The 24,529-nt window shown below is 37.9% G+C and carries 28 protein-coding genes and 1 pseudogene; 21 read left to right on the forward strand and 8 right to left on the reverse strand.

The annotated features are described in order from the left end of the window. Positions 1–211, reverse strand: a pseudogene (locus tag ACIQAA_RS23705) (IS21 family transposase); the annotation flags it as partial. A 540-nt stretch (positions 212–751) separates the two neighbouring features. On the opposite strand from ACIQAA_RS23705, the gene ACIQAA_RS23710 reads away from it, so the two are divergent. The 13 genes from ACIQAA_RS23710 to ACIQAA_RS23770 all read left to right on the forward strand — a co-directional run bounded on the left by ACIQAA_RS23710 (position 752) and on the right by ACIQAA_RS23770 (position 10,846). Continuing rightward, positions 752–1,072: a ribonuclease E inhibitor RraB gene (locus ACIQAA_RS23710; protein WP_402624507.1), complete on the forward strand. Its 321-nt coding sequence runs from the start codon at positions 752–754 to the stop codon at positions 1,070–1,072. Positions 1,073–1,077: 5 nt separating this feature from the next. Beyond that, positions 1,078–1,275, forward strand: a complete 198-nt coding sequence (locus ACIQAA_RS23715) for a hypothetical protein (RefSeq protein WP_402624510.1) — start codon at positions 1,078–1,080, stop codon at positions 1,273–1,275. A 402-nt stretch (positions 1,276–1,677) separates the two neighbouring features. Beyond that, the gene (locus tag ACIQAA_RS23720; protein WP_402624513.1) at positions 1,678–2,355 is read left to right on the forward strand and encodes a FadR/GntR family transcriptional regulator; all 678 of its coding nucleotides are present in this window, start codon (positions 1,678–1,680) and stop codon (positions 2,353–2,355) included. A 15-nt stretch (positions 2,356–2,370) separates the two neighbouring features. Beyond that, on the forward strand, positions 2,371–3,540 hold the full coding sequence (locus ACIQAA_RS23725; protein ID WP_402624516.1) for a trans-sulfuration enzyme family protein: 1,170 nt from the start codon (positions 2,371–2,373) through the stop codon (positions 3,538–3,540). 66 nt (positions 3,541–3,606) lie between these two features. After that, positions 3,607–4,926, forward strand: coding sequence for an ABC transporter substrate-binding protein (locus ACIQAA_RS23730; RefSeq protein WP_402624518.1), 1,320 nt, complete (start codon positions 3,607–3,609; stop codon positions 4,924–4,926). 67 nt (positions 4,927–4,993) lie between these two features. Then, complete coding sequence (locus ACIQAA_RS23735) at positions 4,994–5,926, forward strand: carbohydrate ABC transporter permease (protein WP_402624521.1); 933 nt, start codon at positions 4,994–4,996, stop codon at positions 5,924–5,926. Further along, a complete protein-coding gene (locus tag ACIQAA_RS23740; RefSeq protein WP_402624524.1) occupies positions 5,926–6,759 on the forward strand; it encodes a carbohydrate ABC transporter permease in 834 nt (277 codons plus the stop codon). The genes ACIQAA_RS23735 and ACIQAA_RS23740 overlap by 1 nt, the downstream gene beginning before the upstream one ends. Positions 6,760–7,086: 327 nt before the next feature. After that, complete coding sequence (locus tag ACIQAA_RS23745) at positions 7,087–7,698, forward strand: DUF1643 domain-containing protein (protein ID WP_402624527.1); 612 nt, start codon at positions 7,087–7,089, stop codon at positions 7,696–7,698. Positions 7,699–7,999: 301 nt separating this feature from the next. After that, a complete protein-coding gene (locus ACIQAA_RS23750) occupies positions 8,000–8,446 on the forward strand; it encodes a hypothetical protein (protein ID WP_402624529.1) in 447 nt (148 codons plus the stop codon). Between the two features lie 2 nt (positions 8,447–8,448). After that, a complete protein-coding gene (locus ACIQAA_RS23755) occupies positions 8,449–8,673 on the forward strand; it encodes a helix-turn-helix transcriptional regulator (protein ID WP_179603222.1) in 225 nt (74 codons plus the stop codon). A 51-nt stretch (positions 8,674–8,724) separates the two neighbouring features. Beyond that, positions 8,725–9,444, forward strand: coding sequence for a DUF4386 domain-containing protein (locus ACIQAA_RS23760; protein ID WP_402624532.1), 720 nt, complete (start codon positions 8,725–8,727; stop codon positions 9,442–9,444). Further along, complete coding sequence (locus ACIQAA_RS23765) at positions 9,441–10,403, forward strand: NAD(P)-dependent alcohol dehydrogenase (protein ID WP_402624535.1); 963 nt, start codon at positions 9,441–9,443, stop codon at positions 10,401–10,403. The genes ACIQAA_RS23760 and ACIQAA_RS23765 overlap by 4 nt, the downstream gene beginning before the upstream one ends. A 131-nt stretch (positions 10,404–10,534) precedes the next feature. Beyond that, positions 10,535–10,846: a hypothetical protein gene (locus tag ACIQAA_RS23770; RefSeq protein ID WP_402624538.1), complete on the forward strand. Its 312-nt coding sequence runs from the start codon at positions 10,535–10,537 to the stop codon at positions 10,844–10,846. Between the two features lie 388 nt (positions 10,847–11,234). Here the strand turns inward: ACIQAA_RS23770 and ACIQAA_RS23775 are convergent, their stop codons facing one another. Beyond that, on the reverse strand, positions 11,235–11,579 hold the full coding sequence (locus ACIQAA_RS23775) for a GNAT family N-acetyltransferase (protein WP_402624981.1): 345 nt from the start codon (positions 11,577–11,579) through the stop codon (positions 11,235–11,237). A 528-nt stretch (positions 11,580–12,107) separates the two neighbouring features. On the opposite strand from ACIQAA_RS23775, the gene ACIQAA_RS23780 reads away from it, so the two are divergent. The 4 genes from ACIQAA_RS23780 (at position 12,108) to ACIQAA_RS23795 (ending at position 15,642) form a co-directional block, all read left to right on the forward strand. Continuing rightward, positions 12,108–12,419 (forward strand): luciferase domain-containing protein, encoded by a 312-nt coding sequence (locus ACIQAA_RS23780; protein ID WP_402624541.1) that lies wholly within the window; start codon positions 12,108–12,110, stop codon positions 12,417–12,419. Between the two features lie 228 nt (positions 12,420–12,647). Further along, positions 12,648–13,154, forward strand: a complete 507-nt coding sequence (locus ACIQAA_RS23785; RefSeq protein WP_402624544.1) for a DinB family protein — start codon at positions 12,648–12,650, stop codon at positions 13,152–13,154. Between the two features lie 402 nt (positions 13,155–13,556). Continuing rightward, the gene (locus ACIQAA_RS23790) at positions 13,557–14,771 is read left to right on the forward strand and encodes a metallophosphoesterase family protein (RefSeq protein WP_402624547.1); all 1,215 of its coding nucleotides are present in this window, start codon (positions 13,557–13,559) and stop codon (positions 14,769–14,771) included. 283 nt (positions 14,772–15,054) lie between these two features. Then, positions 15,055–15,642 (forward strand): hypothetical protein, encoded by a 588-nt coding sequence (locus ACIQAA_RS23795; protein WP_402624550.1) that lies wholly within the window; start codon positions 15,055–15,057, stop codon positions 15,640–15,642. Between the two features lie 246 nt (positions 15,643–15,888). On the opposite strand, the gene ACIQAA_RS23800 is transcribed toward ACIQAA_RS23795, so the two are convergent. Together ACIQAA_RS23800 and ACIQAA_RS23805 are read right to left on the reverse strand one after the other, a co-directional pair. Beyond that, positions 15,889–16,191 carry a hypothetical protein gene (locus ACIQAA_RS23800; RefSeq protein WP_402624553.1) on the reverse strand — a complete coding sequence of 101 codons (303 nt, stop codon included), beginning with the start codon at positions 16,189–16,191 and terminating at the stop codon, positions 15,889–15,891. Continuing rightward, entirely contained in the window at positions 16,157–16,405 is a 249-nt protein-coding gene (locus ACIQAA_RS23805; RefSeq protein WP_402624556.1) for an MATE family efflux transporter, read from the reverse strand. The genes ACIQAA_RS23800 and ACIQAA_RS23805 overlap by 35 nt, the downstream gene beginning before the upstream one ends. Positions 16,406–16,795: 390 nt before the next feature. On the opposite strand from ACIQAA_RS23805, the gene ACIQAA_RS23810 reads away from it, so the two are divergent. After that, the gene (locus tag ACIQAA_RS23810) at positions 16,796–17,251 is read left to right on the forward strand and encodes a DinB family protein (protein ID WP_402624559.1); all 456 of its coding nucleotides are present in this window, start codon (positions 16,796–16,798) and stop codon (positions 17,249–17,251) included. Positions 17,252–17,330: 79 nt separating this feature from the next. After that, positions 17,331–17,555 carry a hypothetical protein gene (locus ACIQAA_RS23815; RefSeq protein WP_402624561.1) on the forward strand — a complete coding sequence of 75 codons (225 nt, stop codon included), beginning with the start codon at positions 17,331–17,333 and terminating at the stop codon, positions 17,553–17,555. Positions 17,556–17,599: 44 nt separating this feature from the next. On the opposite strand, the gene pepF is transcribed toward ACIQAA_RS23815, so the two are convergent. Together pepF and rluF are read right to left on the reverse strand one after the other, a co-directional pair. Beyond that, complete coding sequence (gene pepF / locus ACIQAA_RS23820; protein ID WP_402624563.1) at positions 17,600–19,414, reverse strand: oligoendopeptidase F; 1,815 nt, start codon at positions 19,412–19,414, stop codon at positions 17,600–17,602. 110 nt (positions 19,415–19,524) lie between these two features. Further along, entirely contained in the window at positions 19,525–20,241 is a 717-nt protein-coding gene (rluF, locus tag ACIQAA_RS23825; protein WP_402624984.1) for a 23S rRNA pseudouridine(2604) synthase RluF, read from the reverse strand. 197 nt (positions 20,242–20,438) lie between these two features. Here rluF and ACIQAA_RS23830 point away from each other — a divergent pair, with 197 nt between their 5' ends. After that, positions 20,439–21,311, forward strand: coding sequence for a cation diffusion facilitator family transporter (locus tag ACIQAA_RS23830; RefSeq protein ID WP_483874190.1), 873 nt, complete (start codon positions 20,439–20,441; stop codon positions 21,309–21,311). Positions 21,312–21,358: 47 nt separating this feature from the next. Here ACIQAA_RS23830 and ACIQAA_RS23835 read toward each other — a convergent pair whose 3' ends face one another. Together ACIQAA_RS23835 and ACIQAA_RS23840 are read right to left on the reverse strand one after the other, a co-directional pair. Beyond that, positions 21,359–21,673: a hypothetical protein gene (locus ACIQAA_RS23835; RefSeq protein WP_402624569.1), complete on the reverse strand. Its 315-nt coding sequence runs from the start codon at positions 21,671–21,673 to the stop codon at positions 21,359–21,361. Positions 21,674–21,829: 156 nt separating this feature from the next. Then, positions 21,830–22,750, reverse strand: coding sequence for a TetR/AcrR family transcriptional regulator (locus tag ACIQAA_RS23840; protein WP_402624572.1), 921 nt, complete (start codon positions 22,748–22,750; stop codon positions 21,830–21,832). A 188-nt stretch (positions 22,751–22,938) separates the two neighbouring features. Here ACIQAA_RS23840 and ACIQAA_RS23845 point away from each other — a divergent pair, with 188 nt between their 5' ends. Then, positions 22,939–24,471: a DHA2 family efflux MFS transporter permease subunit gene (locus ACIQAA_RS23845; protein ID WP_402624575.1), complete on the forward strand. Its 1,533-nt coding sequence runs from the start codon at positions 22,939–22,941 to the stop codon at positions 24,469–24,471. Positions 24,472–24,529: the final 58 nt, after the last annotated feature.

The following is a 24,529-nucleotide window of genomic DNA, read 5'->3' on the forward strand; positions in this document are numbered from 1 at the left end:
CTCCTGATAAGTCAGGATGGTCCTGTAGCCATCGAAGAATGTCCTCCCGAAAGGGATCTAGCTTTTTACTTCTGCTTTGTAATGAGATGGCAAACGAAGGCGACATCTTTGCGTATTCTATCACTCTATTCCTAGAAATCTTCAATTTCCTAGCTATCGCGCTATTTGAAAATCCCTCACCGCGAAGCCTATGAACCTCGTTGTAAATCATTAGCCTTTCCACTCCTGTTAATTCCTCACTTTCCATAGACTGATTTAAGTATATAGAAAGTGGGTTCATTAAGGTAAACTGTTGATTCTTATTTGTCGAAATCTGTTTATCCTTATTTGTGGAAAACTGTTGATTCTAGTTTATCGTTTACACTGGGGACTGTTTTTGGTCGGCACTGTCCTCTTTAAAATCCATGTGAACCTACCCTGTGTATTGATGGCGCTTATTATTTGCACTGCTGTGTTCGCATAAAATAAGCTTCAGTTCAATGAATGATTTTCCTAAATAGAAATACTAAAGAGCTTGGTTCTCGAATACCTATACAATAAAACACACATGCGATAGAAATAGCCGTTTACCCTATTTAATGAAATTGTTTCCTTATTTTGGTAATTAGCGTGGCTATTCTTTTTTGTTATTAATGGGGTAAACACATAGACTTTATACCTTTTTGTACAATGAAAATTTATGATTTGTCGAATAGATATAAGTAAATTATAATGAAAACAATGAATGTACTATAATATGGAGGAAAAACAAATGAAATTTCCAAATGATGCTGATGGAGATGCTTTACATAGTCTATATAAAGATGGATTAGATTTTAAAAAACATCAATCAGTGGACTTTTTTGTTGCTGTGCCTAATAAAGCAACAGGTGAAGAATTATTGCAAGTACTAAGAGAAGAAGGATTCAATTGTTTCTTAGAGCAAGACGACGAAACGGAAGAGTGGGCATGTTGTTGTTCTAAAAGAATGTTATTAAATTATAATGAATTAATAAAAATACAGAATCAATTAAATAACTTAAGTAAACCACATGGTGGTTATTCTGACGGATGGGGCGTTTTTGTAGAATAAAAGGATTGTGGAATCAAAAAGATGCTTCCGTAGCGATTAATATCAATATTCAGCGAATTTCTGTTGATCCAAGAACGGCTCATAAAAATGAAGAAGTTGTTCGCTTTTTTCCAGTTGTCTATAGCATTAAATTACGAAGCCAATTAGACAATTTATTCATAAGAGCCACGGAGGAAAAAACAAGTAAAGTATTTTCTACATAAAAGAAATAGGTGACCCACTACCAACTGAAGAGAATTTTAAAAAAGTGAACCACAAGGCATTTAAAAAGAGTTTTGGTCAGGTATCTTTGTTTTAGGAACTCACGTACAATTTCATATTTTATACAACGGCCTACAGATATTTTAAAGAAATTATGGACTGTATCCCCAGTTTTTTTGTTTTACACAAAGTCTTTACTGCGTTTGCCTTATGATATTACTCTTAACCCTTGCCGCATACAGCAAGGGTTTTTACCTGTACATGTAGCTTTGGCACCAGCAAAGTCTGTCGGATATTGACCGAAAGTTAGAATTGACTTATTTAAATATTCAGAATAAACTTAACCTATCCGATAGGTTGATAGTCATAGAGCATGAAAAATTAATTCTTAGAAGGTGACAGTCATGAAGAGTATTAAAAAGGTTTCAATGCATGAGATGATTGCGGATGAAATCAAAAGATATATTCGCGAGCATCATTTAAAGAGGGGAGATAAACTTCCATCTGTAGCAGAATTAACATCTATCCTCGGTGTGAGCCGGTCGAGCATTCGCGAGGGCTTACGCTTCCTTGAAGGCTTTGACATGATTGAAGTTCAAAATGGAAAAGGAATTTTTGTTAAAGATGGTGATGCCTTAAAAATTGAGGCGAAGATCGAAGTGGAGCAGGAAAAAAACTCTCTATTACATATTAGTGAGCTGCGAAGAGCACTAGAGGGGAAGGCGGTGGAGTTAGCAGCCATCAGGGCCTCTGAATCTGAAATTGAAGAAATGGATCGGATCCTGACGGAAGTCATTGCCCTAAAGGATGCCGGACTAGACTCCTCCGAAGTGGATTGGGAGTTTCATAAAGCCATTTATCGGGCGTCACATAATCCGCTATTAGAGAGTGTCGCTGAATCAGTCTCTGACACTTTTAACCGGCTTTGGAGCAAACCCTTTGGTATTGTTCATATTTTTACAGATACGATCCCTTTTCACCGGACCATGCTGGATGGAATTAAGGACCGGGACCCTGCTTATGCGTTACAAGAGTTTAATAAATTTATAGACATAGTGGAAGATACTCTACGAAAAATTTAGAAAGAAGGAATAGGCATGACGAAACAGTCCTCAAATGAACATATCGTCACTCATATCGGTGATGAATATGAGCGGTTTCATGGAGCAGTGGTTCCACCCATCTATCAGAATTCGCTGTTTGTATTCGAAAACTTCGAGCAGCTGACAGCAGCGATGAAGGATGAGCAAAGCAGTTACCTGTATTGGCGTGGCACCAATCCAACGGTTGAAATTGTGGAGAAGAAAATTGCTGCGCTGGAAAAAGGGGAGAGGTGTAAGTTGTTTTCCTCAGGGATGGCTGCCATCTCATCAGCGACTTTAACCTTTTTACAATCAGGCGATCATGTTTTAAGTATCAGCAATATATACGGTCCTACAACGAAGTTCTTTACCTATATTGAAAAATTCGGCATCTCTCACACGAATACCCTCAACACAGACCTCGAGGCAATCGAGTCATTGATTCGCCCCAACACGAAAATAATCTACCTAGAAAGTCCGACGACCATGTCCTTTAAACTTGTTAATTTAAAAGCGATTGCATCTCTTGCTCAACAGCGTGGGATTAAAACAATTATTGATAATACCTGGGCTACACCTGTTTTCCAAAATCCGATTACATATGGAATTGATATCGTTGTCCATTCTGTTTCGAAGTATTTAGGCGGCCATAGTGACCTTGTTGGCGGCGCCTTAATTACGAGCAAGGAGATCATGGATCATCTTTTTTATCATGAATATCAGCTGCTTGGTGGTGTCATGCCGCCTTATGAAGCATGGCTTTTAATGCGCGGGCTTCGGACCCTGCCAATTCGGATGAAGGCACATCAGGAAAGCGGATTGAAAATCGCTTCCTTTTTAGAAGAATCTTCTGCTGTCAAACGGGTCAATTACCCTGGGTTAGAAAGCTCTCCAGACTACAGGCTTGGAAAAGAGCAGCTAAAAGGCTATACAGGCTTGATGAGCTTTGAGCTCAAGAATAACACATACGAATCTGTCCGGAAGGTGATTAATAGCCTAAAACATTTTCAAATCGGTGTTTCCTGGGGTGGTTTTGAAAGTCTTGTGATTTCACCGAACTATGGCTATAACGTCGAGCAGTTAGTGAAAGGCGGCTTAGACCCGGGGTTGATCCGAATTTCGGTCGGTTTAGAGAATGTCGATGAGTTACTCGAAGATTTAGAGGCAGCATTAAAACTAGTTTAACCATTGGTATAAAAGGGGGCTGCCCTTTTGTATATAACCACAAACATTTCAAGGGGGAGTAATGTTATGCTTCATCTCAAAAAGGGGTTTTGGGTTCTTGTTTCATTCATGTTGTTTGTTGGCATCTTGGCAGGCTGCACTAGTTCAGAGGTAGATAACGAGAAAGAGGATAAAGAGGGAAAAGTCACATTAAGGATGATTGAAAGTATTACTAGCCCAGCCAGGACTACACTCTTAAAGGAAATGATCGCTAAATTTGAAGAGGAAAATCCGAACATTAAAGTTGAATTGATTTCTCCTCCTTTGCAAAGCGCTGATGAAAAAATCACACAAATGCTCATGGCAAAAGAGGATATTGATGTATTAGAAGTTCGTGAGCAGACGGTTAAGAACTGGGCAGCTAACCAATTTATTGAAGACCTATCAGCCTATACAAGCAAGTGGGAAGACTGGAATTCGTTAACGGAAACGATTAAGCATGGAGCAACAGCTGTTGACGATAAACCTTATTATATCCCCTATGGTGTATATGAAAAAACGTTATTCTACCGGAAGGATTGGTTTGAAGAAGCTGGAATTAAGGTTCCGGAAACTTGGGATGAGTTAGTAGACGCAGCGATTAAATTAACCGATCCTTCAAAGAATCGCTATGGCTATAGCTTCCGAGGCGGTGCAGGCTCTCCGGACTATATTGAATTTATGACATGGTCATTCCTCGGGGAAAAGATTACGGAAAAGGATGCGTATTTCACAACTGAAGGTAAGGTCATGTTTGATACACCAGAAGCCAAGCAGGTGCTTGATACCTTTGTAGAAGTATATAAGAAAGCGTCTCCTCCTGATTCGATTAGCTGGAGCTACCCGGAAATGGTTCAAGGCTTTACTTCCGGAATGACTGCGATGTTAATTCAGGATCCAGAGGTCATTGTAACCGCTGAGGAAAATATGGAAGAAGGAACATGGGATACAGCTCCACTGCCTAAAGGAACTCCATCAGGGGTGGCACAGCAGCCGGCAGGAACAGCAGGCTGGGGAATCGGTGCTTTCACCAAGCATAAGCAAGAGGCATGGAAGCTTGTATCGTTTTTATCAAGTCCTGAACAAAATTTATTTTTCGCCAAGGAAAACTCACTTATTCCGATTCATTTAAGTGCAGGTGACGACCCCTATTTCAAAGAGGGCTACTTTAGCTCTTACATTGAAATGAATGCGAAGCCAGAAGAATTCTTAATCGCTGACCGTCCTGTCCACTATAAGGGATATGCTGAATACCGTGCCTTAGCTGAAAAGGACATTCAGGCTCTATTATTAGGTAAGCTATCAAAAGAAGATGTATTAGCAAAGTGGACTGATTTTTGGAAAAAGGAAAAAGAAAATCATAAATAAAGTAAATGGAGGGCAGTAGGAAAGACTGCTGCCCTTTGTTCTTTTTTCGGAGAGGAGACTATGAAACTTGAAAATACAGACTGAAACAGTTACAGAAAGAGGCTTGCCATTGTTTCGTATATCTAAACAAGGTCTTTTCATATTCCTTTGTTTACTCCCAGCAATCATACTTGTTTCTATATTCACCTATTATCCCTTGTTAAAAGGGGTGATCATGGCGTTTCAAAATTATTCGGCCTATGATTTAATGAACATTCGATTTATCGGTCTAGAAAACTTTAAAACAATCATGGCTGATATAGGCTTTAAAGAGTCACTCGTTAATAGTTTCTATTGGGTCTTTTTTTCGTTAGTTCCTCAATTCTTCATTGGATTTATCGTCGCCTTGATGTTGAGAAGGAAGTTCAAGGGAAGAGGGGTTTACCAAGCATTTATCTTTTTTCCATGGGCAATGTCGGGTTTTTTAATCGGGTTGATTTGGCGCTGGATGTTGAATGGACAAGGCGGGGTTATTAATGACCTGTTGATTAAGTTTGGAATCATTGATAGTGCCATCCCTTTCTTGGCGGACCCCACCTGGGCAATGGTTTCTGTCATTGTTGCAAATGTCTGGTACGGGATTACCTTCTTTGCGATTATGATTTTAGCTGCCTTACAATCCATTCCTGAAGATTTGTTTGAAGCAGCAAAGATTGATGGTGCCGGCTATTTCCAACAGCTTTTTAACATCACCATCCCATATATTTTGCCAACACTGATTGTCACAACGTTGCTCCGAGTCATTTGGATTATAAATTTTCCTGATTTAATCTACTCACTTACAAATGGTGGACCTGCGGGTTCAACACATATTCTATCAACCTTTATGTTGGAGAAAATCATGTTTGGCCAAAACTACGGACAAGCTGCTGCTGTTGGGGTTATTCTCATTTTTATTTTAATTTTCTTTTCAATCTTTTATCTGCTAGCAACGAAATTCAATAAAGCGGGTGATTTTTAATGGTGAGACGAATAAACTGGAAACTGTTGGTTAAGGTTGTTTTCTTATCCTTATTTCTTGTCTTCACGGTGTTCCCGCTGTATTGGATTTTCGTTACATCATTAAAACCTGCGAATGAAATGTTTACCTTCCCCATCCAATATTGGCCGGAAAACGTTACATTCGAAAACTATATCAATATCATTAAGATTTCAAACTTCGATGTTTATATTATGAATAGCTTGATTCTCTCCTTAATTGCAGGTGTTATTTCCTTAATTATTGCTACACTTGGCGGTTACGTTCTTGCCCGGTTTGAGTTTAAAGGTAAAACGCAGGTGATCTTTGCATTCTTCATTACCCAAATGATTCCCTTATTTATTGGGCTGGCACCATTATATTTGTTAATGTCCAAGCTGGAGCTGATTAATCGATTGCCTTCGTTAATGCTCATGTATACGGTGATGATGGTGCCGTTTTGTACGGTAATGATGAAGGGCTTCTTTGAAAGGATTCCGTTAAGTTTGGAGGAGGCAGCCATGATTGATGGCTGTTCACGGATAACAGCGCTATTTAAAGTGATCATTCCTGTCATGCTGCCGGGTTTAGCTGCAACATTCATCTTCGCATTTGTACAGTGTTGGAACGAATTGTTCCTAGCGGTTATGTTCATCGATAAAGAAGAGGCAAAAACTATTCCGGTTGCCATGAACTCGTTTATTACGAAATTTGATATTGATTGGGGATCGATGTCAGCCGCAACAGTATTATCTGTTATACCGACTCTGCTGTTGTTCGCTTTTGCTCAGAAGTATATTGTTGAAGGGATGACACAAGGTTCTATTAAGGGGTAGTGATTGCACTATCCCTTTTTGTATGTAGTTTCAGTGACATGGGTAAGTAATACGATTTTATGGTATTTAATCAATCGATTGGTTCATATCGACAATTGGCGGTTACTGAAGGATGTATTTGTTTATTGTTGGTTAAACGGGTTAGACTGTGTGGAATGCTGTGATAACTCGACATTTTTTAATCAATGTAGCGGGATATTGTTCAAAGCATCGTCTGTTTTGGTTAATTTTCTTCTAGGTCTAGGTCAGAATGATTTCTTCACTTAATTTAAAATTTTACATATTTAATTTGTTTATTTCTTATTATTTTGCAAACGAGGGAGAATATTGGACAGCTATAAAGCCTTTGGTACATTCTATAAGTGTAATAATTTTATATGTAGAATAAAAACATTCCTGCAGTTCGGAAACGGTAGTAACTCTATTGGATCAATTATTATGTTAAATCCTGGTGAAGCTAGCTTTGTTGATAAATCGATTGTGTTTGATGTTGAAGAAAAAACTGGAGAACTGATTCCAGATAAAACTATGAAAAGGCTGGCTGAAATCTTACAACAATCAAATAAAGAACTTCTTAATGGACGCTTTCATATTTATAATCTCTTTCCATTTCAACATACGTCTTCTAAAAACGCCGTAAAAGAAAAACAATGGTTAATCCAATCTTATGAAACAAACAAATCAATAATACAGCAATTCAATGAAGAAAAACATCCATGGGTGTTACTTGCATGGAGTACTGAAAAGGGGTCTGAACTTAATCGATTAAAAGAGCAATGGATCTCTGCGATTCATGATACGGATATAAAAGTTTTTGGTCTAAAAGCACAGGGGAAGTTAATGTTTTATCATCCATTTCCGCGGATACAGGATCATAAAGAACGTTATTTTAACGAGATCATTCGACAACTACAAAATAATGAGGGTATTGTAGTTTAACAAATACATATTATTATTTGAAAGCGAACATCAGATAAGGTGCTGAGGTTCGCTTTTTAGCTTCAAGAAGATTGTTAGCATAATTAAGCCCCTTTGATCTTATCCAATCAGAGGGGCTTTGGTTATGGTTTGTGTAGAAATAATTAAATTTCCATTCTACATCAAGGACAGGATACTGCCCAATAAGGCAGTATCCTGCCTATTTTTGTAAATTATACTTGACTTGATGTATGGTTTACTTTACATTTAGTATAACAAGTTTAACTTCTTGTAAAAATAATCATACACGGAGAGGTGAATCATGACTTATCAAGAAAAGAAAAGTATCGTTTCGGTCATTAGTGCTATTCTCATTTTCGTCTCGTATTGTTTGTTCATGTACCCGTGGTACCCAGGAGAGGGTGTGGAGTCGAGTGAGGTTTTTCATTATTGGGGTTCCTTTGTCCTTTACCTGACTTTATTTTCAATCGTTGCACATATCATGATCAGCATTATTTTCAACATCGTATTTAGACTGACGACCAATGAAAAAGAACCAGCATTTGCGGATGAATTAGATAAGTTAATTGACTTGAAAGCGTTCCGAAATTCATTTTTTGTGTTTGTCATTGGTTTTCTTTTTGCAATGGGATCACAGGTTTTCTATCAACCGTTACATGTGATGTTCATTATTCTGATTTCTGCAGGTTTCATTTCAGATGTCACCGGCTCGGTTACAAAACTTTATCACTATCGGAAAGGAGTGTAAAAATGGGTAAAAATCTTGTCGGCAATCACATCCGTAAATTACGATTCAACCATGATGAAATGACACAGCAGCAGTTGGCTGACAAGGTGGGAGTAACCAGACAAACCATCGTAGCTCTCGAAAAGGGAAACTACTCCCCATCACTGGAACTAGCTTTTCGCATCGCTCATGCCTTTAACTTACCATTGGAAGAAGTATTCTTTTATGGGGATCACACAAAGCAGTAAGAACGATCAATGCTTAACGTTTTTGAATTTATTAAGTGAGGGGATAGAAAAATGAATTCAAACAGAAAAGCTGCAAAAATTGTGGGAGTCCTGTTTATACTTGCTGCTGTTACAGCGGTGATAGGTCTAACTTTATACGATCCTATCTTAAACGGTCGCGATTATCTAATAAAAGGTTCCGAACACGCCAACCAAGTGATAGTCGGAGCAGTAATGGAATTAATTCTAGTCGTTTCAGCGATTGGAACGGCCACTACCATGTTTCCATTGTTAAGACTATATAATGAAACTATCGCCCTTTGGCATGTTTGCTTCAGGTTTCTTGAAGCAAGTATTATTACAGTTGGTGTCATCAGTGTCTTGTCCCTCCTAACCCTAAGCCGGGAATTTGTAGCAGCAGGAGCCCCAGATCCTTCATCTTTTCACTCTTCAGGCATAATCCTAAAAGCAATACATGACTGGACATTCATGCTTGGTCCACTTTTCATGCTTGGTATCAATACGATGATGTATAGTTATATATTTTATAAAACCAAGCTTGTACCCAGATTTATATCAATTCTAGGTATGACAGGAGCCACTTGTGTTTTCATTTGTTCCTTGTTCGTAATGTTTGGTGTATTCCCTCAAATTTCTTTTTGGGGTGCTATTTTGGCTGTGCCAGTAGCAGCGAATGAAATGATTTTAGCAGTATGGCTTATCGTAAAAGGATTTAACGAAAATGCCTTTACATCACTTACTGCAAAAAGTAAAAGGAAAGCGACGATATGAGAGCCATGATATGCACAAATTATGGATCACCGGATGTTTTTCAGCTCCAAGAGGTAGAAACGCCAATCCCTAAAGATCATGAAGTCCGGATTAAAATATACGTGGCTTCCGTCGGACCATCAGACTGTACCTTTCGAAAGGGTTCTCCCATCGTTAAGCTTGTATACGGGTTTAGAAGACCAAGGAACCCGATATTTGGTACGGAGCTGTCAGGCATAATTGATGCCGTTGGCAAAAAGGTAACACGATATAAAGTAGGCGACCAAGTCTTTGGGTTAAGTGCTAAGACGTTTGGCGCCAAAGCTGAATACAAATGTCTGCACGAAAACACCCCTCTGGCAATCAAACCGGCAGGAATGTCCTATGAAGAAGCGGTCGCCATCTGTGATGGTGCACCTACCGCATTGACGTTCCTTCGCGATAAAGGAAAGGTTCAGAGCGGACAACGTGTTCTGATTAATGGTGCATCTGGAGCGGTGGGGCTTTATGCCGTACAAATTGCGAAATACTTGGGGGCCGAAGTTACAGGAGTATGCAGCGGTGCAAATGTGGAGTTGGTAAAATCCCACGGAGCAGATAAGGTGATTGACTATACCCGGGAGGATTTTACGAAAAATGGTCAAATCTATGACATCATTTTCGATGCAGTGGGAAAGCGATCCTTTGCAGAATGTAAAGGATCGCTCACGCAAAGAGGTGTCTACCTTTCCACGGTACTTTCTTTATCCATTCTTTTAGACATGATGAAGACTACGGTGTTTGGCAACAAGAAAGCCATTTTTGTCACGGCGGGACTAATGCAGAACCAAGCAAATCTAAACTTTCTTACAGAGCTTTATAAGTCTGGAAAGATCAAAGCGGTCATCGATCAACGATATCCGCTCGAACAGCTTGCCGAAGCTCACCGTTATGTGGAAACGGGTCACAAAAAAGGAAATGTTGTGATAAATTTAGTTTGAGGCAGAAGCTATTAGAAGGATAAAATGCATGTTCTTTTATTCATACAAATAATCCAGTGGCTGCAGTACTACTTAGTAAGATGGGGTACACGGAACAAGAAAAAGTTCAAGTGAAAAAGGAATTTTTGCGAATGTTAGTAAAAATGGAATTGAACTCAGCAAAAGCAGAACTCATTAATGGCTTTTTCGAAACATATCTAACCATAAATGAGAGCGAGGAGGCAGAACTTATGGAAGAGATTAAACAATTAGATAAACAAGAATCCGAACAAATATTTAAGCTGCCAAATTCATGGCGTGAAAAAGGGATAGCAGAGGGAATTCAAAAAGAGAAAAAGCAAACGGCCCTTGAAATGCTTAGAGAAGGGTTATCTGTTGAACTCATTGCAAAGGTTACTAAGCTTAGTCCTAATGAGATTGAAGATTTAAGAGATACTCTATAAGCATTAAGGATGAAGAAAACTCATCTTAAGAGGGAAAGCTTCTTGGAAATGAAAACTCGGAGGGGCTTTTGTTGTATCGATAAGACAAAAATGCCAGTCAATGCCAGTCAACATCCATAAATGGCTGTTTTCTAGCTTTTTCTCATCACCCTTTGGTCCTATTATCAATATTTTGTCATTTATTTTTTCTCTTACTTTGTTTGATGAAATAATGATAGATTTGTTATAGCTGGAACTAGTACAAAAGGAACAGCTGCAATTAATTGAAAGGAGGACAAAAGAATGTGCTAGAATAAGTATTTTTTTGCTTCACAAAAGATTAATTGAATGATTTGGAGCAGGCATACGGCTATGGATTTATTCTTTAAGATTGACTTCCCACAATTACTTATTTCATCTCGAAATTTCTTCTCTTTTCTTTCAAATAAGATTTTCCTTCCTCTTGTTTCATAGTTAAGCCAAACTGCTTTTTTGCTCCGATCTTGTCGTATAAAGATTGGGCAGCAAGATTGTCATGTGCAGTTTCCCAACTCATATGTGAATAACCGTTCTCCCTCATATAAGAAATACAAGTTTGAAGTAGTTTTTCACCAATTTTTTGCCCTCTTCCATCAGGTGTTACAAATAAATCATAAAGGAAAGCCATCCGTTTAGCTTCCAATGTATTAAAAGTGAAATATAATGTAGAAAAACCAACTAAGCCATGTTGTTCCTTTTCTGCAACGAATTGAATACCTTCATAAGGGTTTTCAAGTAAATGATTAACTAGTTTTCAAAGTGAATCTTCAGTTGGACGAGGACACTTGTAGAAATCAACAATGTACTGATACATTAAATCAAGAAGTTGAGGGATATCTTGTTCTGTTGCATATCTAATGTTTACGTTCTTCACTTCATTTCCGCCTCCATTCTGGTTTTATTACAATTATTAATCTTGCAATTTTTATGCCAATTTTAAAAAACATTAAATGATTTTGCGGCGATTATTAAATAAGAAGAACAGTTCCTACAACTAAAGTTGTAGGAAGAATTCAATAAAATTAATGAAGGAGAAATGTATTTAATTCAGTAAGATGTAAATACGAGCAAAAAGATATTTATTATCTCCCGTATTCATTTCATTCTTTTTGATTTTCGGTAATGTTTGGCAAACCTTTGTGATGTTGGCCATGTAACTTTATTGTTAAAGCGAAGGTACCCCATATCATTATAGAAATCTATTGTTTATAACGATATTAATTGAAGAAAGGTGAGGAGAAAGATGATACTTGAATTGTTAAGACAGGAGCTTCTTAGTTGGGAAGGTGTTAGCGAGCAGCCACATCGGTTTGGAGGAGTGGAATTTCGCTTTAAAAATAAAGAATTGGGTCATTTACACGGTGAGAAGCTTGCTGACTTTCCTTTTCCTAAATCGGTGAGAGATGAACTCATTCAGGCAGGGCTAGCAGAACAACATCATGTTCTTCCTAATTCCGGATGGGTAAGTTTTCGAATCAAAGGAGAGCAGGATATTCCTCATTTATTAAAGTTGTTCAAAATGCAATATGACAGGATCGCTAATAAGAGTACTTGATTTTATTCAACTATAAATCTTTTTAAGAAGCTACATTTTTCAACAAAAGAAATTTTTTATAGCTCCTTGATAATATTAGCTTGATTGACTCTCATCAATAACACTAAACAAAATTAGGTTTCTATACTTCTATTAAGTGAAAATTTAACATTTTTTGTAAAAAAAATATAATTCATAGAATATAGGGGTTATAATGGAAACAAAACTAATAATCGAGGAGGAAATCAATTGAACTCGACATTACAATTTTATGGATACCATACTTGGTCAAATAACAGAATTTTTTCACATTTAAAGGAATTACCTAATGACATCTATACCCAAGAAATTCAAAGTGTTTTCCCATCGATTTCAGATGTGATTGTTCATATTTTTCTAACCGATGTTACTTGGTTTGGGGTGATCTCTGGTGACAGCTTTGAGGAAATCACGGAAAATGTGACTGAGATGAGGGAGAAGACGAATGGAAAGAGCATGGAGGAAATGGAGAAGATGTATACACAGCTAACGAAGAAGTACCATGCCTTTTTCGCTGCTCATGAAGATTTGAATTGTCCAATGAGTGTCGAACATCCTCATTTTGGAAAGTTAAATACTCATCTTTCTGAACTGGTTCAGCATGTGGTTAATCATGGCACGTACCATCGCGGGAATATAACGGCGATGCTGCGACAACTGGGCCATAAGGGTGCTTCAACTGATTATGTTTTTTATTTGTATGAACAAAGACAGTAATTTTAATAGGGGGAAAGTGGCATTCGCCGATTTTGGGGACATTTGCCAGATACCAAAGGGCTGTTTATGCAGTCCTTTTTTTATTTTTATGTAAATAAAGGGCGGGGTAGTTAATAATCATGGATTGTGGGACTAAGCTCCATGATAGCCGATGGAATCTTTCATTTATTATTTTTTATGGGAGTACTTCCTCCCATTTTAAGTGAACGTAAAAGAATAGTAAATAGGTCTATTAATATCATTTCAAATGCCCTCAATATAAAAAATTAATAATGATGCAATCTTTACCAAATAAACATTAAAATTTTACAAAGGGTAAACAAAGAATTAAAACTTCACTGCTACTCTTTTTATAGATTTACTTTTTAATATATTTCTATAAAGGGATGTGGAGATTTTATTATGAGTCATTATGAATTGCAAAAGGGATTGGACAGACGGCGCTTTATCAAAATCGGCGGGTTGAGTACATTGGCATTAACACTAGGGTCAGCGGGCATTCCGGCTAATATGTTCACGGGTAAGGTACATGCCGCAGCAAATGAGGATATCAAGCTTCAATTTAAACCGGATGGAAAATTCAAGATTGTTCAGTTTAACGATACCCAAGATGATGAAAACATTGACCGTCGTACGATCGAGTTGATGGAAAAAGTCCTTGATACTGAAAAACCAGATTTTGTTGTCCTTAACGGCGACAACATTACAGGTGGCTGTGATACACCTCTTGAGATGAAACAAGCAATAAATAATGTAGCACAACCGATGGAGCAGAGAGGGATAAAGTGGGCGATTACATATGGAAACCATGATGAGGACTCCACTCCAAAAAGTGGCCTTAATGAAGAGGACATGCTCGAAATTTACATGTCTTACAAATACAATATGAACAAGCCGAGTGTAAAAGATATTACTGGAACAGGAAATATGAATCTCCTTATCAAAAATTCCAAAGGAACGGACGCAGCTTTTAATCTTTGGTTGCTTGACAGTGGAAGATATGCTCCTAATTCTATTGCTGGTCAAGACTTTGAGGGATATCCAACCTGGGACTGGCTGCGTTTTAATCAAGTAAGCTGGTATTACGAAACCTCTAAAAATTTAGAGAAACAATGGGGTCACAAGGTTCCTTCGCTTGTATTTATTCATATTCCACTTTGGGAACATCGATATATGTGGTTTGCGAGTGTAGATAGTAGATCGGACGAAAACCACGCTAAAGCTGTGAACAAGCATAATATTATCGGAGAAAGAAATGAAGAGGAATGCCCAGGCCCGATCAATAGCGGCATGTTCTCAGCTATGCTTGAGAGGGGAGATGTCAAAGGTGTTTTCTGCGGCCATGATCATGTAAACACCTACATGGGTAACTACTATGGCATCCTGCTTGGTTATGCCGGGAATACCGGTTTTGGGACCTATGGTCTTCCGGGTGCAGATCGAAATAGATTACGCGGTGCAAGGGTTTTTAATTTGGATGAAAATACTGCAGATGTGCTAGTAGAAACACATATGGTGTTTGCAAAGGACTATGGTATCGATCTGACAGCCAATGACCAGAGCATTTCTCCAGGTCCAATCGATGAAAGCAAAAAGAAAGAAAAAGTAGTTAAATAGATTGACTTAAAACGGGTGGTAACAGTTACTACCCGTTTTATTTTGAGAGGTGATACAATACCGGCGAGGATTAAAACCCAGAACAGTATCATCATTCAGTTGAAAATTATTTTACAGATTTTGTGCCAGATTTAAAGCGCTAGTATTATCCAAAGCTTGGATAATACTAGCGCTTTTGTATTGAGTTTTTTAATTACTCCGAAATTCCAAATAACTTAGTTTCATGCAGAAGGTAATGTGATATCCTATAGAGGAAAATACGGTCAAATAGGAGAGAAAAACATTGTCTAAAGAAATATTATCTAAACAAACCGCAGGTGTTTTAAGCGCAGTTATTAACCAGCCTCATTGGAAAAAGGATGCGCTTTCACAAAGAGTGATCCAAGTATTAACAGAGATGAAACAAGCTGTGGATTCGCAAGAAGCTCACTTAGAGACATTGCTTAGAAACGTGACATTTTTGATTGAAAATACGAATCGTGCAAAAGCTTTTTTAAAGCATTGTATTAATGAAGAAAAGTTTGTTCCCCAAGAAACTTTTCATACCTTCATGTTGGACGTCCCTAGACAAGTGAACGAGTCTAATTTCTTAGCCGAAAATATGCCTCGTTTTAAGGAAATGGTGTACAAAGGTTCCACTAAAGAAGAACAAGTTGCACATGCTGAATTGGTTTATTGCAATATCAGGCTAGTAAACGATCTGCTAATTGATTTTATTGGCACTTTCCTTCAGCCAAATAACAAAGACTTTATGATCCACTTTATGGAGTATGCTTCCGATGTAGTCGTAGATACCGTCATGCACCATTGCCAGTCTATTTCGAACCTCATTCTAAAAGAAATAAACCAGAATATCAAAATAGAGGATTAGTAAACTATAAATTATCTCTATTGTGGGACAGTGGTAAACTGTCTCACAGAAGGGTTTTTTTGTTGCTGAAAATTTAATTAAACCAAACATACTGGAGTTGTGGAGCTTTTAAGAACAAGGGCATTATAAGTACTTACCATAACATGGGCTAAAGGGGAGTGCTAAAAGCAAAAGAAATGCCAATTCATAATCAAATTGGCCCCAATTCTAAATTCATCATTATACATTCATTAAGATCCTTCTTATTTAAACATGAACCGATGTTACCTCTGATATTGGTACATTTTTACTTTGGGCTGAGGTCCATTTGTAAATGATATACCTTAAAGCATTGGTTAACCCTTGAAGAACAATTAAGCTAGAAAAAGCGATCCACGCACCTGTCTGTCCTAAATCAAAAACCTGTGTTAATAGAATGGTACAAGGAATGAAGAAAACCCAGTTTAGTACCAAGGCTGCCCGAGAAAGGAAGGTGGTATCTCCTACTCCCCTAAGGCCACCCGCAAAAATGATGTTAGCCCCAAAACAGCACCATGAACCCCAATCCAAGATAAACCGTCACCAACCCGAACTTCTTCGCTTCCAGCGGTCTGCCTTTTCCAATCGCTTGACCAATTCCAACAGTAGAAGCCGCCCCGAAACCATTTGCCGGCATAAAACCGAAGGACAGGATATTTAAAGCAATTTCATTGGCCGCAATAGCCACTGTACCAAGACGGGTAATACAGGCGGTAAACACCAGCATTCCTATGCTATTAGACAATTCTGTAATCCCCAGAAATCCCTTTCTTAACCATTGAGGGATTGTAAAAAGACGGACTTAATATGCATTTTACATTCAAGAAAATGATTACTAATATTACATTTTTTATTACGATCTAAAAACTAAATGAAGTTAAATCAATACACGAAGCTTTAAAAGAAATGCTGTTATTAACCTAGTAGTATAAATTTAGGGAAAATTTGGTTTTTTTCTTATAAAACTATTTATAATAGTAATAGGAACTTAATTTGTTCGATATGCAAACCATATTATTAGGGGTGAATACCATTTGAATTTCGTTATTTAGCTTTGAAATATTACGTTAAGTGACCACGTACCATTAAGTGCTGTATTTGATCATGAGTAAGGATAATTTAATATAAAAGGATGGTGGCTTACTTGGAAACAATCCAATCTATGTTTAAGCATTTACATTGGGCTAATCAACGAATTCTAGAAACCTTACAAAACAGTGAAGAGAACAAGCAGGCAAATAATCTCTTCTCCCATACCCTTCATGCGGAAAACGTTTGGTATACTAGATTAAAAGGTGCAGATAGTTCTCATTTACCGATCTGGGCAGAGGTAAGTTTAGAATCCTGTGTAGAAATGGTTAATCAAAATCATCATAACTATGCTGAATTCCTTTCAATGTTATCCAATATCGATTTAGATCAACTAGTCTCTTACAAAAATAGTAAGGGTACAGAGTTTCAGGATTCCATAAGGGATATCTTAACCCATGTTGCTCTTCATGGTCAGTACCATCGAGGACAAATCAATCAACTTCTAAGAGCATCAGACCTAGAACCTATTAATGTTGACTTCATTACATTTAAAAGATGATGGTCCGATTTAAAACATAATTCAGGGCAATACTTATTAGGGATAATAAAAGAAAAATTTTAAAAAGTGGGGGAGCAGATTGCTTAAAAAAGCAAACGATGAGGTAGTTTCTTTTTCTGCTAATAAAAAATGGCTTGCCATTCCAGCAGCAATACGCAAAGACCTCGAACAAAATGTTTGGTGTAGTAATTGCAGCGAAGTTGTACAAATTGTAAACTATGACGTCAAAGATTCACCTCCCGGGATTGTTCTAAAAGGGAAATGTAAAAATTGTGGCAAAGATGTGGCTAGATTTATTGAATAAAAGAGTGCCAGGCACCATTTAATATGAGCGGTGCCTGGCACTTTTTACTCGTATGATTTTTCTAATTCATCAATTAGTGAACCGACATAAGCTACTGCTTTTCTGACTGGCTCTGGAGTCGACATATCCACACCGGCATGTTTCAAAAGCTCAAGTGGTTTCATGGTTCCACCGGCACGCAGAACTTCCAGCCATCGGTTAACAACTGGCTGACCTTGTTCCTGAATCAATTTTGCCACTGCAGTAGAGGCTGTCAATCCAGCGGAATAAGTGTAAGGATATAAGCCCATGTAGTAATGAGGCTGGCGCATCCAAGTCAGGCTTGCACCTTCATCGATTTCCACCTTATCTCCCCAGAATTCTGTTAGTACAGCTCTGGTCACTTCAGATAAAGTATTAGCAGTAAGGGCTTTTCCGCCTTCTGCTAACGCATACACTCTGCGTTGATATTCAGCTTCCAGTAGATGAGTGACAAAATTATGATAGTACGTTCCTAGCAGCTGAAGCACTACCCAGCGGCGCATTTCCTTGTCTTCATTATTTGCTAATAGGTGCTGCCCTAATAAAAGCTCATTCATAGTTGATGGAGCTTCAATAAAATATAAGGAAGGTCTAACATTCATGATTCTTTGATTTTTGTTTGCTAAATAAAAATGGCCAGCGTGACCGAATTCATGTGCAAGGGTGAAGCAGCCGCGCATATTATCCTGCCATGTAACTAAAATGTATGGGTGTGCACCATAAGGGCTGGAACAGAAGGCACCTGTCGATTTTCCGATATTATCGGCAAGATCAACCCACCGCTCTTTAAAGCCTTTTTCAATAATTTCACTATACTCAGGTCCCATTACCTTCAATGATTCCAGGATAAGTTGACTTGCTTCTTGGTAGGTTGTTTCTGGATTAAAATCAGGATCCAATGGTGCTTTCAAATCACAAAACTTCATGACATCAAGACCTAATGCTTTTTTCTTAAGTTCAGCAAACCGGCGCATGTGAGGGGCGAGCTCTTTAAAGATAATATCTATTTGATTGTTGTACATTTCAAGGGTTACTTGCTGTGGTTCTAGAAGCATTTGTTCAACGGACTGATAGTTTCTTAATCGAGAAAGGGTTACTTGCTTTTTTACTTCAGCAGAATAGGCTGCTGCAATTGTGTTTTTATATTGTTTAAGCGTTGAAACGAAAGAGTCATATGCTTTTCTGCGTGTTTCTGTATTTGCAGAAAACTCATAGCGATTTTCAAATAAAGCAAAAGAAACAGGTAATTCATTTCCTTTACTATCCGTAATAGGGGCAAAGTCCATGTCTGCTAATTTAGCCATGTTATAAACGGTATAAGGGGCACCATGAACCTCACCCAAAGCGGCTAATACTTCTTCTGTTTCTGGTGAAAGTCTATGTTTTTTTGTTTCAAGCAGCTCGAGTAAATCCTTTCTGAAAGGTTGAAGTTCTGAGTTCTCTTGAAGATATTTTTCAATCGTTCCTTCTTCAAGTGAAAGGATTTCAGAAGCAATGAATGATAATGCAGCAGTCATTTTTGTTCGTAGTGCAGCTAGTTTGGCTGAATTAGCTTGATTAACAGGATCAGTCCCATCAGCGGATTGCTTTAAGCTTGCATAGGTTGCTGCTTTGACCATTTTCATTAATAGTTGTTCTTGAGCGATTAAGCATGCTGCTAACTCTTTTGAACTTGTATGTAAATTACCTTTAAAGCCCTCAATCTTTGCGGTATCATTTTCAATCAGAGCAAGGTCGGCTTCCCATGCCTGATCTGACACAAATAAATCATCAAGATTCCATGTTAAGTCATCTGGAATTTCTGAGCGGGTAAGCCGTTTTTCTACTGTCTTTTCCATTTATTTTCTCCTCCTCTAAACCTTCGTGTTCCTAAGTAATATCATATATTATTTGAATATTAAAGCAAATAAAAAATGAGTCGAACTGTTTACGTTTCGACTCATTCTTTTCACCATTCTCTAGGTTCATAATTGAGATCACTAAATAATTGCTGCTTTTCCTTTTTCGTTAAATCTCTCCATTGGCCAACAGGGAGGTTTCCTAAGTGGATATTCATAATCCGAATTCGCTGAAGGCGGACAACGGAATATCCGAGAGCAGAGCACATCCGTCGAATTTGCCGATTCAGCCCTTGCGTTAAAATAATCTTAAAAACATACTTTGACAGCTGTTCCACTTTACATGGGAGGGTTATCGTATCTAGAATTTTAACGCCTTCAGACATCTTTTTTAAAAACTCCGAAGTAATCGGCTTATCTACGGTTACAATATATTCTTTTTCATGCTTATTCTCCGCCCGCAGTATTTCGTTGACGATATCTCCGTCATTCGTTAACAGGATTAACCCGTCTGAATCTTTATCTAGTCTGCCTATGTTAAAAATTCGAAGAGGGTGGTTCACTAAATCGATGATATTACCTTTGATATGTCTTTCCGTTGTGCTTGTAATCCCAACGGGTTTATTAAGGGCAATATAAACATAATTTTTGGCGACCCTAATGGTTTCACCGTTAACACGAACCACATCTCCAGGCTCAACCTGACTTCCAACCTTAGCAACTTTTCCGTTAATCGTAACTCTACCTTCTTCTATCCATTTATCCGCTCCGCGCCTAGATGTTTTTCCAGACTCGGAAATAAATTTATTTAATCGCAGGTTAAACACATCCTTAAATTCGTTCAATATGTTCTTAGAATACTTAACTGTCAGCTTAATTTCAAGGTTAAGCTAACTGTTGTTTTTACCAAAGCCAAAACTTTTTCGTGCTTGTTATAAAGTTCGAGCAGGGGAAAAAGGTTTCTCTAGACCCACTAGATGTTTTTGTTCAATAATATAGATGAGATAAGAAGTGGGTGATGAAAATGTTAGAAGAACAAGGATTTTTGGATTTAAAAAGAGGAGAGCGCGGAGCTATCGTAAGTATTATTGCCTATATTTGTTTGTCAGCTTTAAAACTAGCAGTTGGATATATAGCAAATTCTGAGGCATTGAAAGCAGACGGTTTAAATAATGTAACAGATATCATTGCATCAGTGGCAGTTCTTATAGGTCTAAAATTATCCCAAAGGCCGGCGGATGATGATCATCCTTATGGACACTGGAAAGCAGAAACCGTAGCTTCCATGGTCGCCTCCTTTATTATGGCAGCAGTGGGTCTCAAGGTTACATACGAAGCGATCGTTAGTATTTTTTACGTACAAAAAGAATCTCCAGATGTTATCTCGGCCTGGACGGGGCTTTTTTGTGCGTTCGTGATGTACTGGGTTTACCGGTATAATAAAAAACTCGCAACAGAAATTAACAGTCAATCTGTCATGGCGGCAGCAAAGGATAATCTCTCTGATGCCTGGGTAAGTGTAGGTACTTTTATCGGTATCATGGGTGCACAGTTTGGACTCCCTTGGCTTGATCCTTTAGCAGCAGTACTTGTTGGACTCCTCATTTGTAAAACAGCATGGGATATTTTTAAAGAAGCATCTCTCTATTTAACGGATGGATTTGACGAAAAGCAAATGGATATATATAAAGATACCATCCATCAATGTAAGGGCGTCAAAGGTGTAAAAGAAATTAAAGCAAGAAACTACGGGAACAACATAGTCGTGGACGTCGTCATACTCGTTAATTCCACATTAGATGTGAAAGAGGCTCATGATATTGCCACAACAGTGGAAGATGAGTTAATGAGGACACATAAGGTTTATGACGTACATGTTCACGTAGAACCTAAGTAGAATATACATAAAAACAAAAAGGATGGAGTTTTTATGCTCCATCCTTGCTAGTAATTTCTCCTCCGCATTTTATATACCAGCATATTATTTCCATCCCAGCCTCTTGTGATAATGAAATTACCACTTATTGTTTCATATAGTTTTACGCTGCCAGGATTTGATTCATCCCGTTTTTCTTTCGGGGTAACATCGGCTGCAACGTCTTCGATAGTCTTATCGGTTGCCACGTCTTCGATCGTGATTGTCGGGCTATTTTCAATATCTGCGCTTAGAGAATCCCTGTGCTCAGGTCTATGACCCCAGAACTTGAAAGAATCAAATATTGATCTTCTTTCATTCTTATCTGGCATGAAATCTCCCATTGTTTTGCACCTCCAGTAGCTTTAAAAAGCAGTAAGCAGCTGCTCCTCCTCAAAATAGTAAAACAATCCATTGTTTTTACTATATTACGTAAAACTACCTAGAAATGCATGGGCAAACGCTCAGTCGATAAAATTCTCATCAGCAAAATGTCTATTTTAGTGTTCTTCTTCAGTTTCCTCCAATTGTTGAAAGAAGGCAGTTATGATTTCGTTAAGCTGTAGTAACTCTTTTTCCCAGGCACCTGCTGGGTTATTTTGCAATGTTTGGAGGGTGCTTTCGATTAGGAATTTTCTTGGTGCACGAGTATGCATGATTTCTTCTTGGATAAAATCTATCAGTTCGTGATATTTTTCCTGGTCATTTTTATCTTGAAAGTGTTTTGAGATGCAATTTCTCATAGCACTGACGATTTTGTAAAATTGAACGATTAAATCATGATTATTCTTCTGAAGCCCAGGCAGCCATTTTTCTAAAAGCTCAGGGTCGTGCAATTGTTCATCGGCTTCCGCTACTTCGTTAACCATATTAACTAAACGATTCACACTATATCTGACAACATTACTAATTTTCTCATTTGAATCGGTTGCCAAGCGATTGTATTGGAGATTGTTCTGCAGGAGCCCCTGAAACATAATGGCACAATCTAATAAATAAGGTTTATTTTTTTCACCAAAGATATCGATAAATCTGCTAACCATCCATCTTAGTGAACGTAATCGTGCGATTCGGATAAATTGCTTTAAATCTGCGTCATTTGTGGAAGTGACTTCTTCATATAAAGCAATTAACTTATTTTTTTTATTAGAGATCATTTGCAGTTCTAGTTGTCTAATAAAGACCTCGATATCTGAAGGGCTTTTCCCAATTAATAAATCGTTTCGCTCCTTTTGGAGCTGCTTATAGATTGTTTTATAAATAGCAATTAATAGCTCACTCTTTGATGAGAAATATTTATAAAAGGTTCCTTTTGAGATACCGCTAAAATCTAAAATATCCTGAATCGATGTCGCTTGGAAACCCTTTTCAATAAATAATTGATGGGCCTTATTAATGACATGCTGTTTTCGATCATTCATTTTATCACCTATCATTCAAAGTATACTACCTGTATAAAAATATACTACATGATAATTCTGGGCTTTACAAATCTATAATTTTTAGGTGTTTTTTGATTGCAAAAAATGAACTATCGGTATATTATTAATAAAGCGTGAAACAGTGGTATAAAAAAATGTACAAAGAGTTTACACAGGGGGTATAGAACATGGAACACGTAAAAAATGAAACGAAACGTCCCCCATACGGGATTATCTCAATCCTAATGATTGGGGCTTTTATTGCTTTTTTAAACAATACTTTACTAAACATAGCACTTCCATCTATCATGGCTGATTTGGAAGTTGAGGCGTCAACTGTCCAATGGTTAACCACAGGCTTTATGTTAGTAAACGGGGTATTAATTCCTACAACCGCATTTTTGATTCAAAAATATTCTGTACGAAATCTATTTTTAGTGGCGATGGGCTTGTTTACGGCTGGAACTATTCTTGCTGGGTTTGCTCATGTGTTCCCGATTTTATTAGCAGGCAGGATGACCCAGGCGGCAGGTTCTGCGATCCTAATGCCGTTATTAATGAATGTTATGCTAGTAAGCTTCCCAATTGAAAAAAGAGGAGCAGCAATGGGGATTTTTGGATTAGTTTTAATGGGGGCACCGGCAATTGGACCCACATTATCTGGCTGGTTAATTGAGCATTATGACTGGAGAATGCTTTTCCACTTTGTTACACCAATTGCTTCGGTTGTTCTATTAATCGGTTTCTTCTTATTAAAAGATAAAAAAGAAAAAGTTGATATTCGACTTGATTTCATATCTGTATTCCTTACAAGCGTGGGCTTTGGGGGCATGCTTTATGGTTTCAGTTCAGCAGGAAAGCAAGGCTGGGATAGTCCACAGGTTTATTTGACGATTGCTATTGGTGCTATATCATTGCTTATTTCCATCATACGTCAACTTAAACAAGATAAGCCGATGCTTAATTATAGAATCTTTAAGTATCCGATGTTTGCTTTATCATCTGTTATTTCAATGGTATTAACAATGGCAATGTTTTCAGGGATGCTGTTGCTGCCGATTTATGTTCAAACGGTACGCGGCATATCTCCATTTGATGCAGGCCTAATGATGCTTCCGGGAGCAATCATTATGGCACTTATGTCACCCGTTACAGGTAAACTATTCGACAAATTTGGCGGACGCCTTTTAGCAATAATTGGCTTAGTGATCACCGTGATAACTAGTTATCTCTTTAGCCAATTAACGCTCGAAACAACGTATACTCAATTGCTGCTTTTATTCTCAGTCCGAATGTTAGGGATGTCCATGGTAATGATGCCTGTTTCTACGAATGGCTTAAACCAATTACCTGCACGTTTCTATCCACATGGCACTGCCATGAATAACACGCTTCAGCAGGTTTCTGGAGCAATCGGAACTGCCTTATTGGTCACCGTGATGTCAAACCGTGCAGAATCAAAGGCAAAAGAGCTCGGTGAAGCAGCAATGGCAAACTTGACTGAACAGCCAACACAAGAAGCTTTAGCTCAAATGCAGCAGCAAATTATGATGAGCGCAACATTAGACGGTATTAATTTTGCATTTTTCGTATCAGTCTTTATTGCCTTGGTTGCGCTGGTCCTTGCCTTCTTCATGAAACGTGTGAAGCAAGCAGAAGATAATTTAGAAGAAAAACCTGTTGGAAAAAAAGTAGTAAATAATAAACTAGCAGAAAATTAATACGAATCTAAACGTCTATACTCTTAGTGAGTTTAGGCGTTTTTTTTATTAAAATTTG

It is taken from the genome of Neobacillus sp. NPDC093182, from assembly GCF_044754045.1.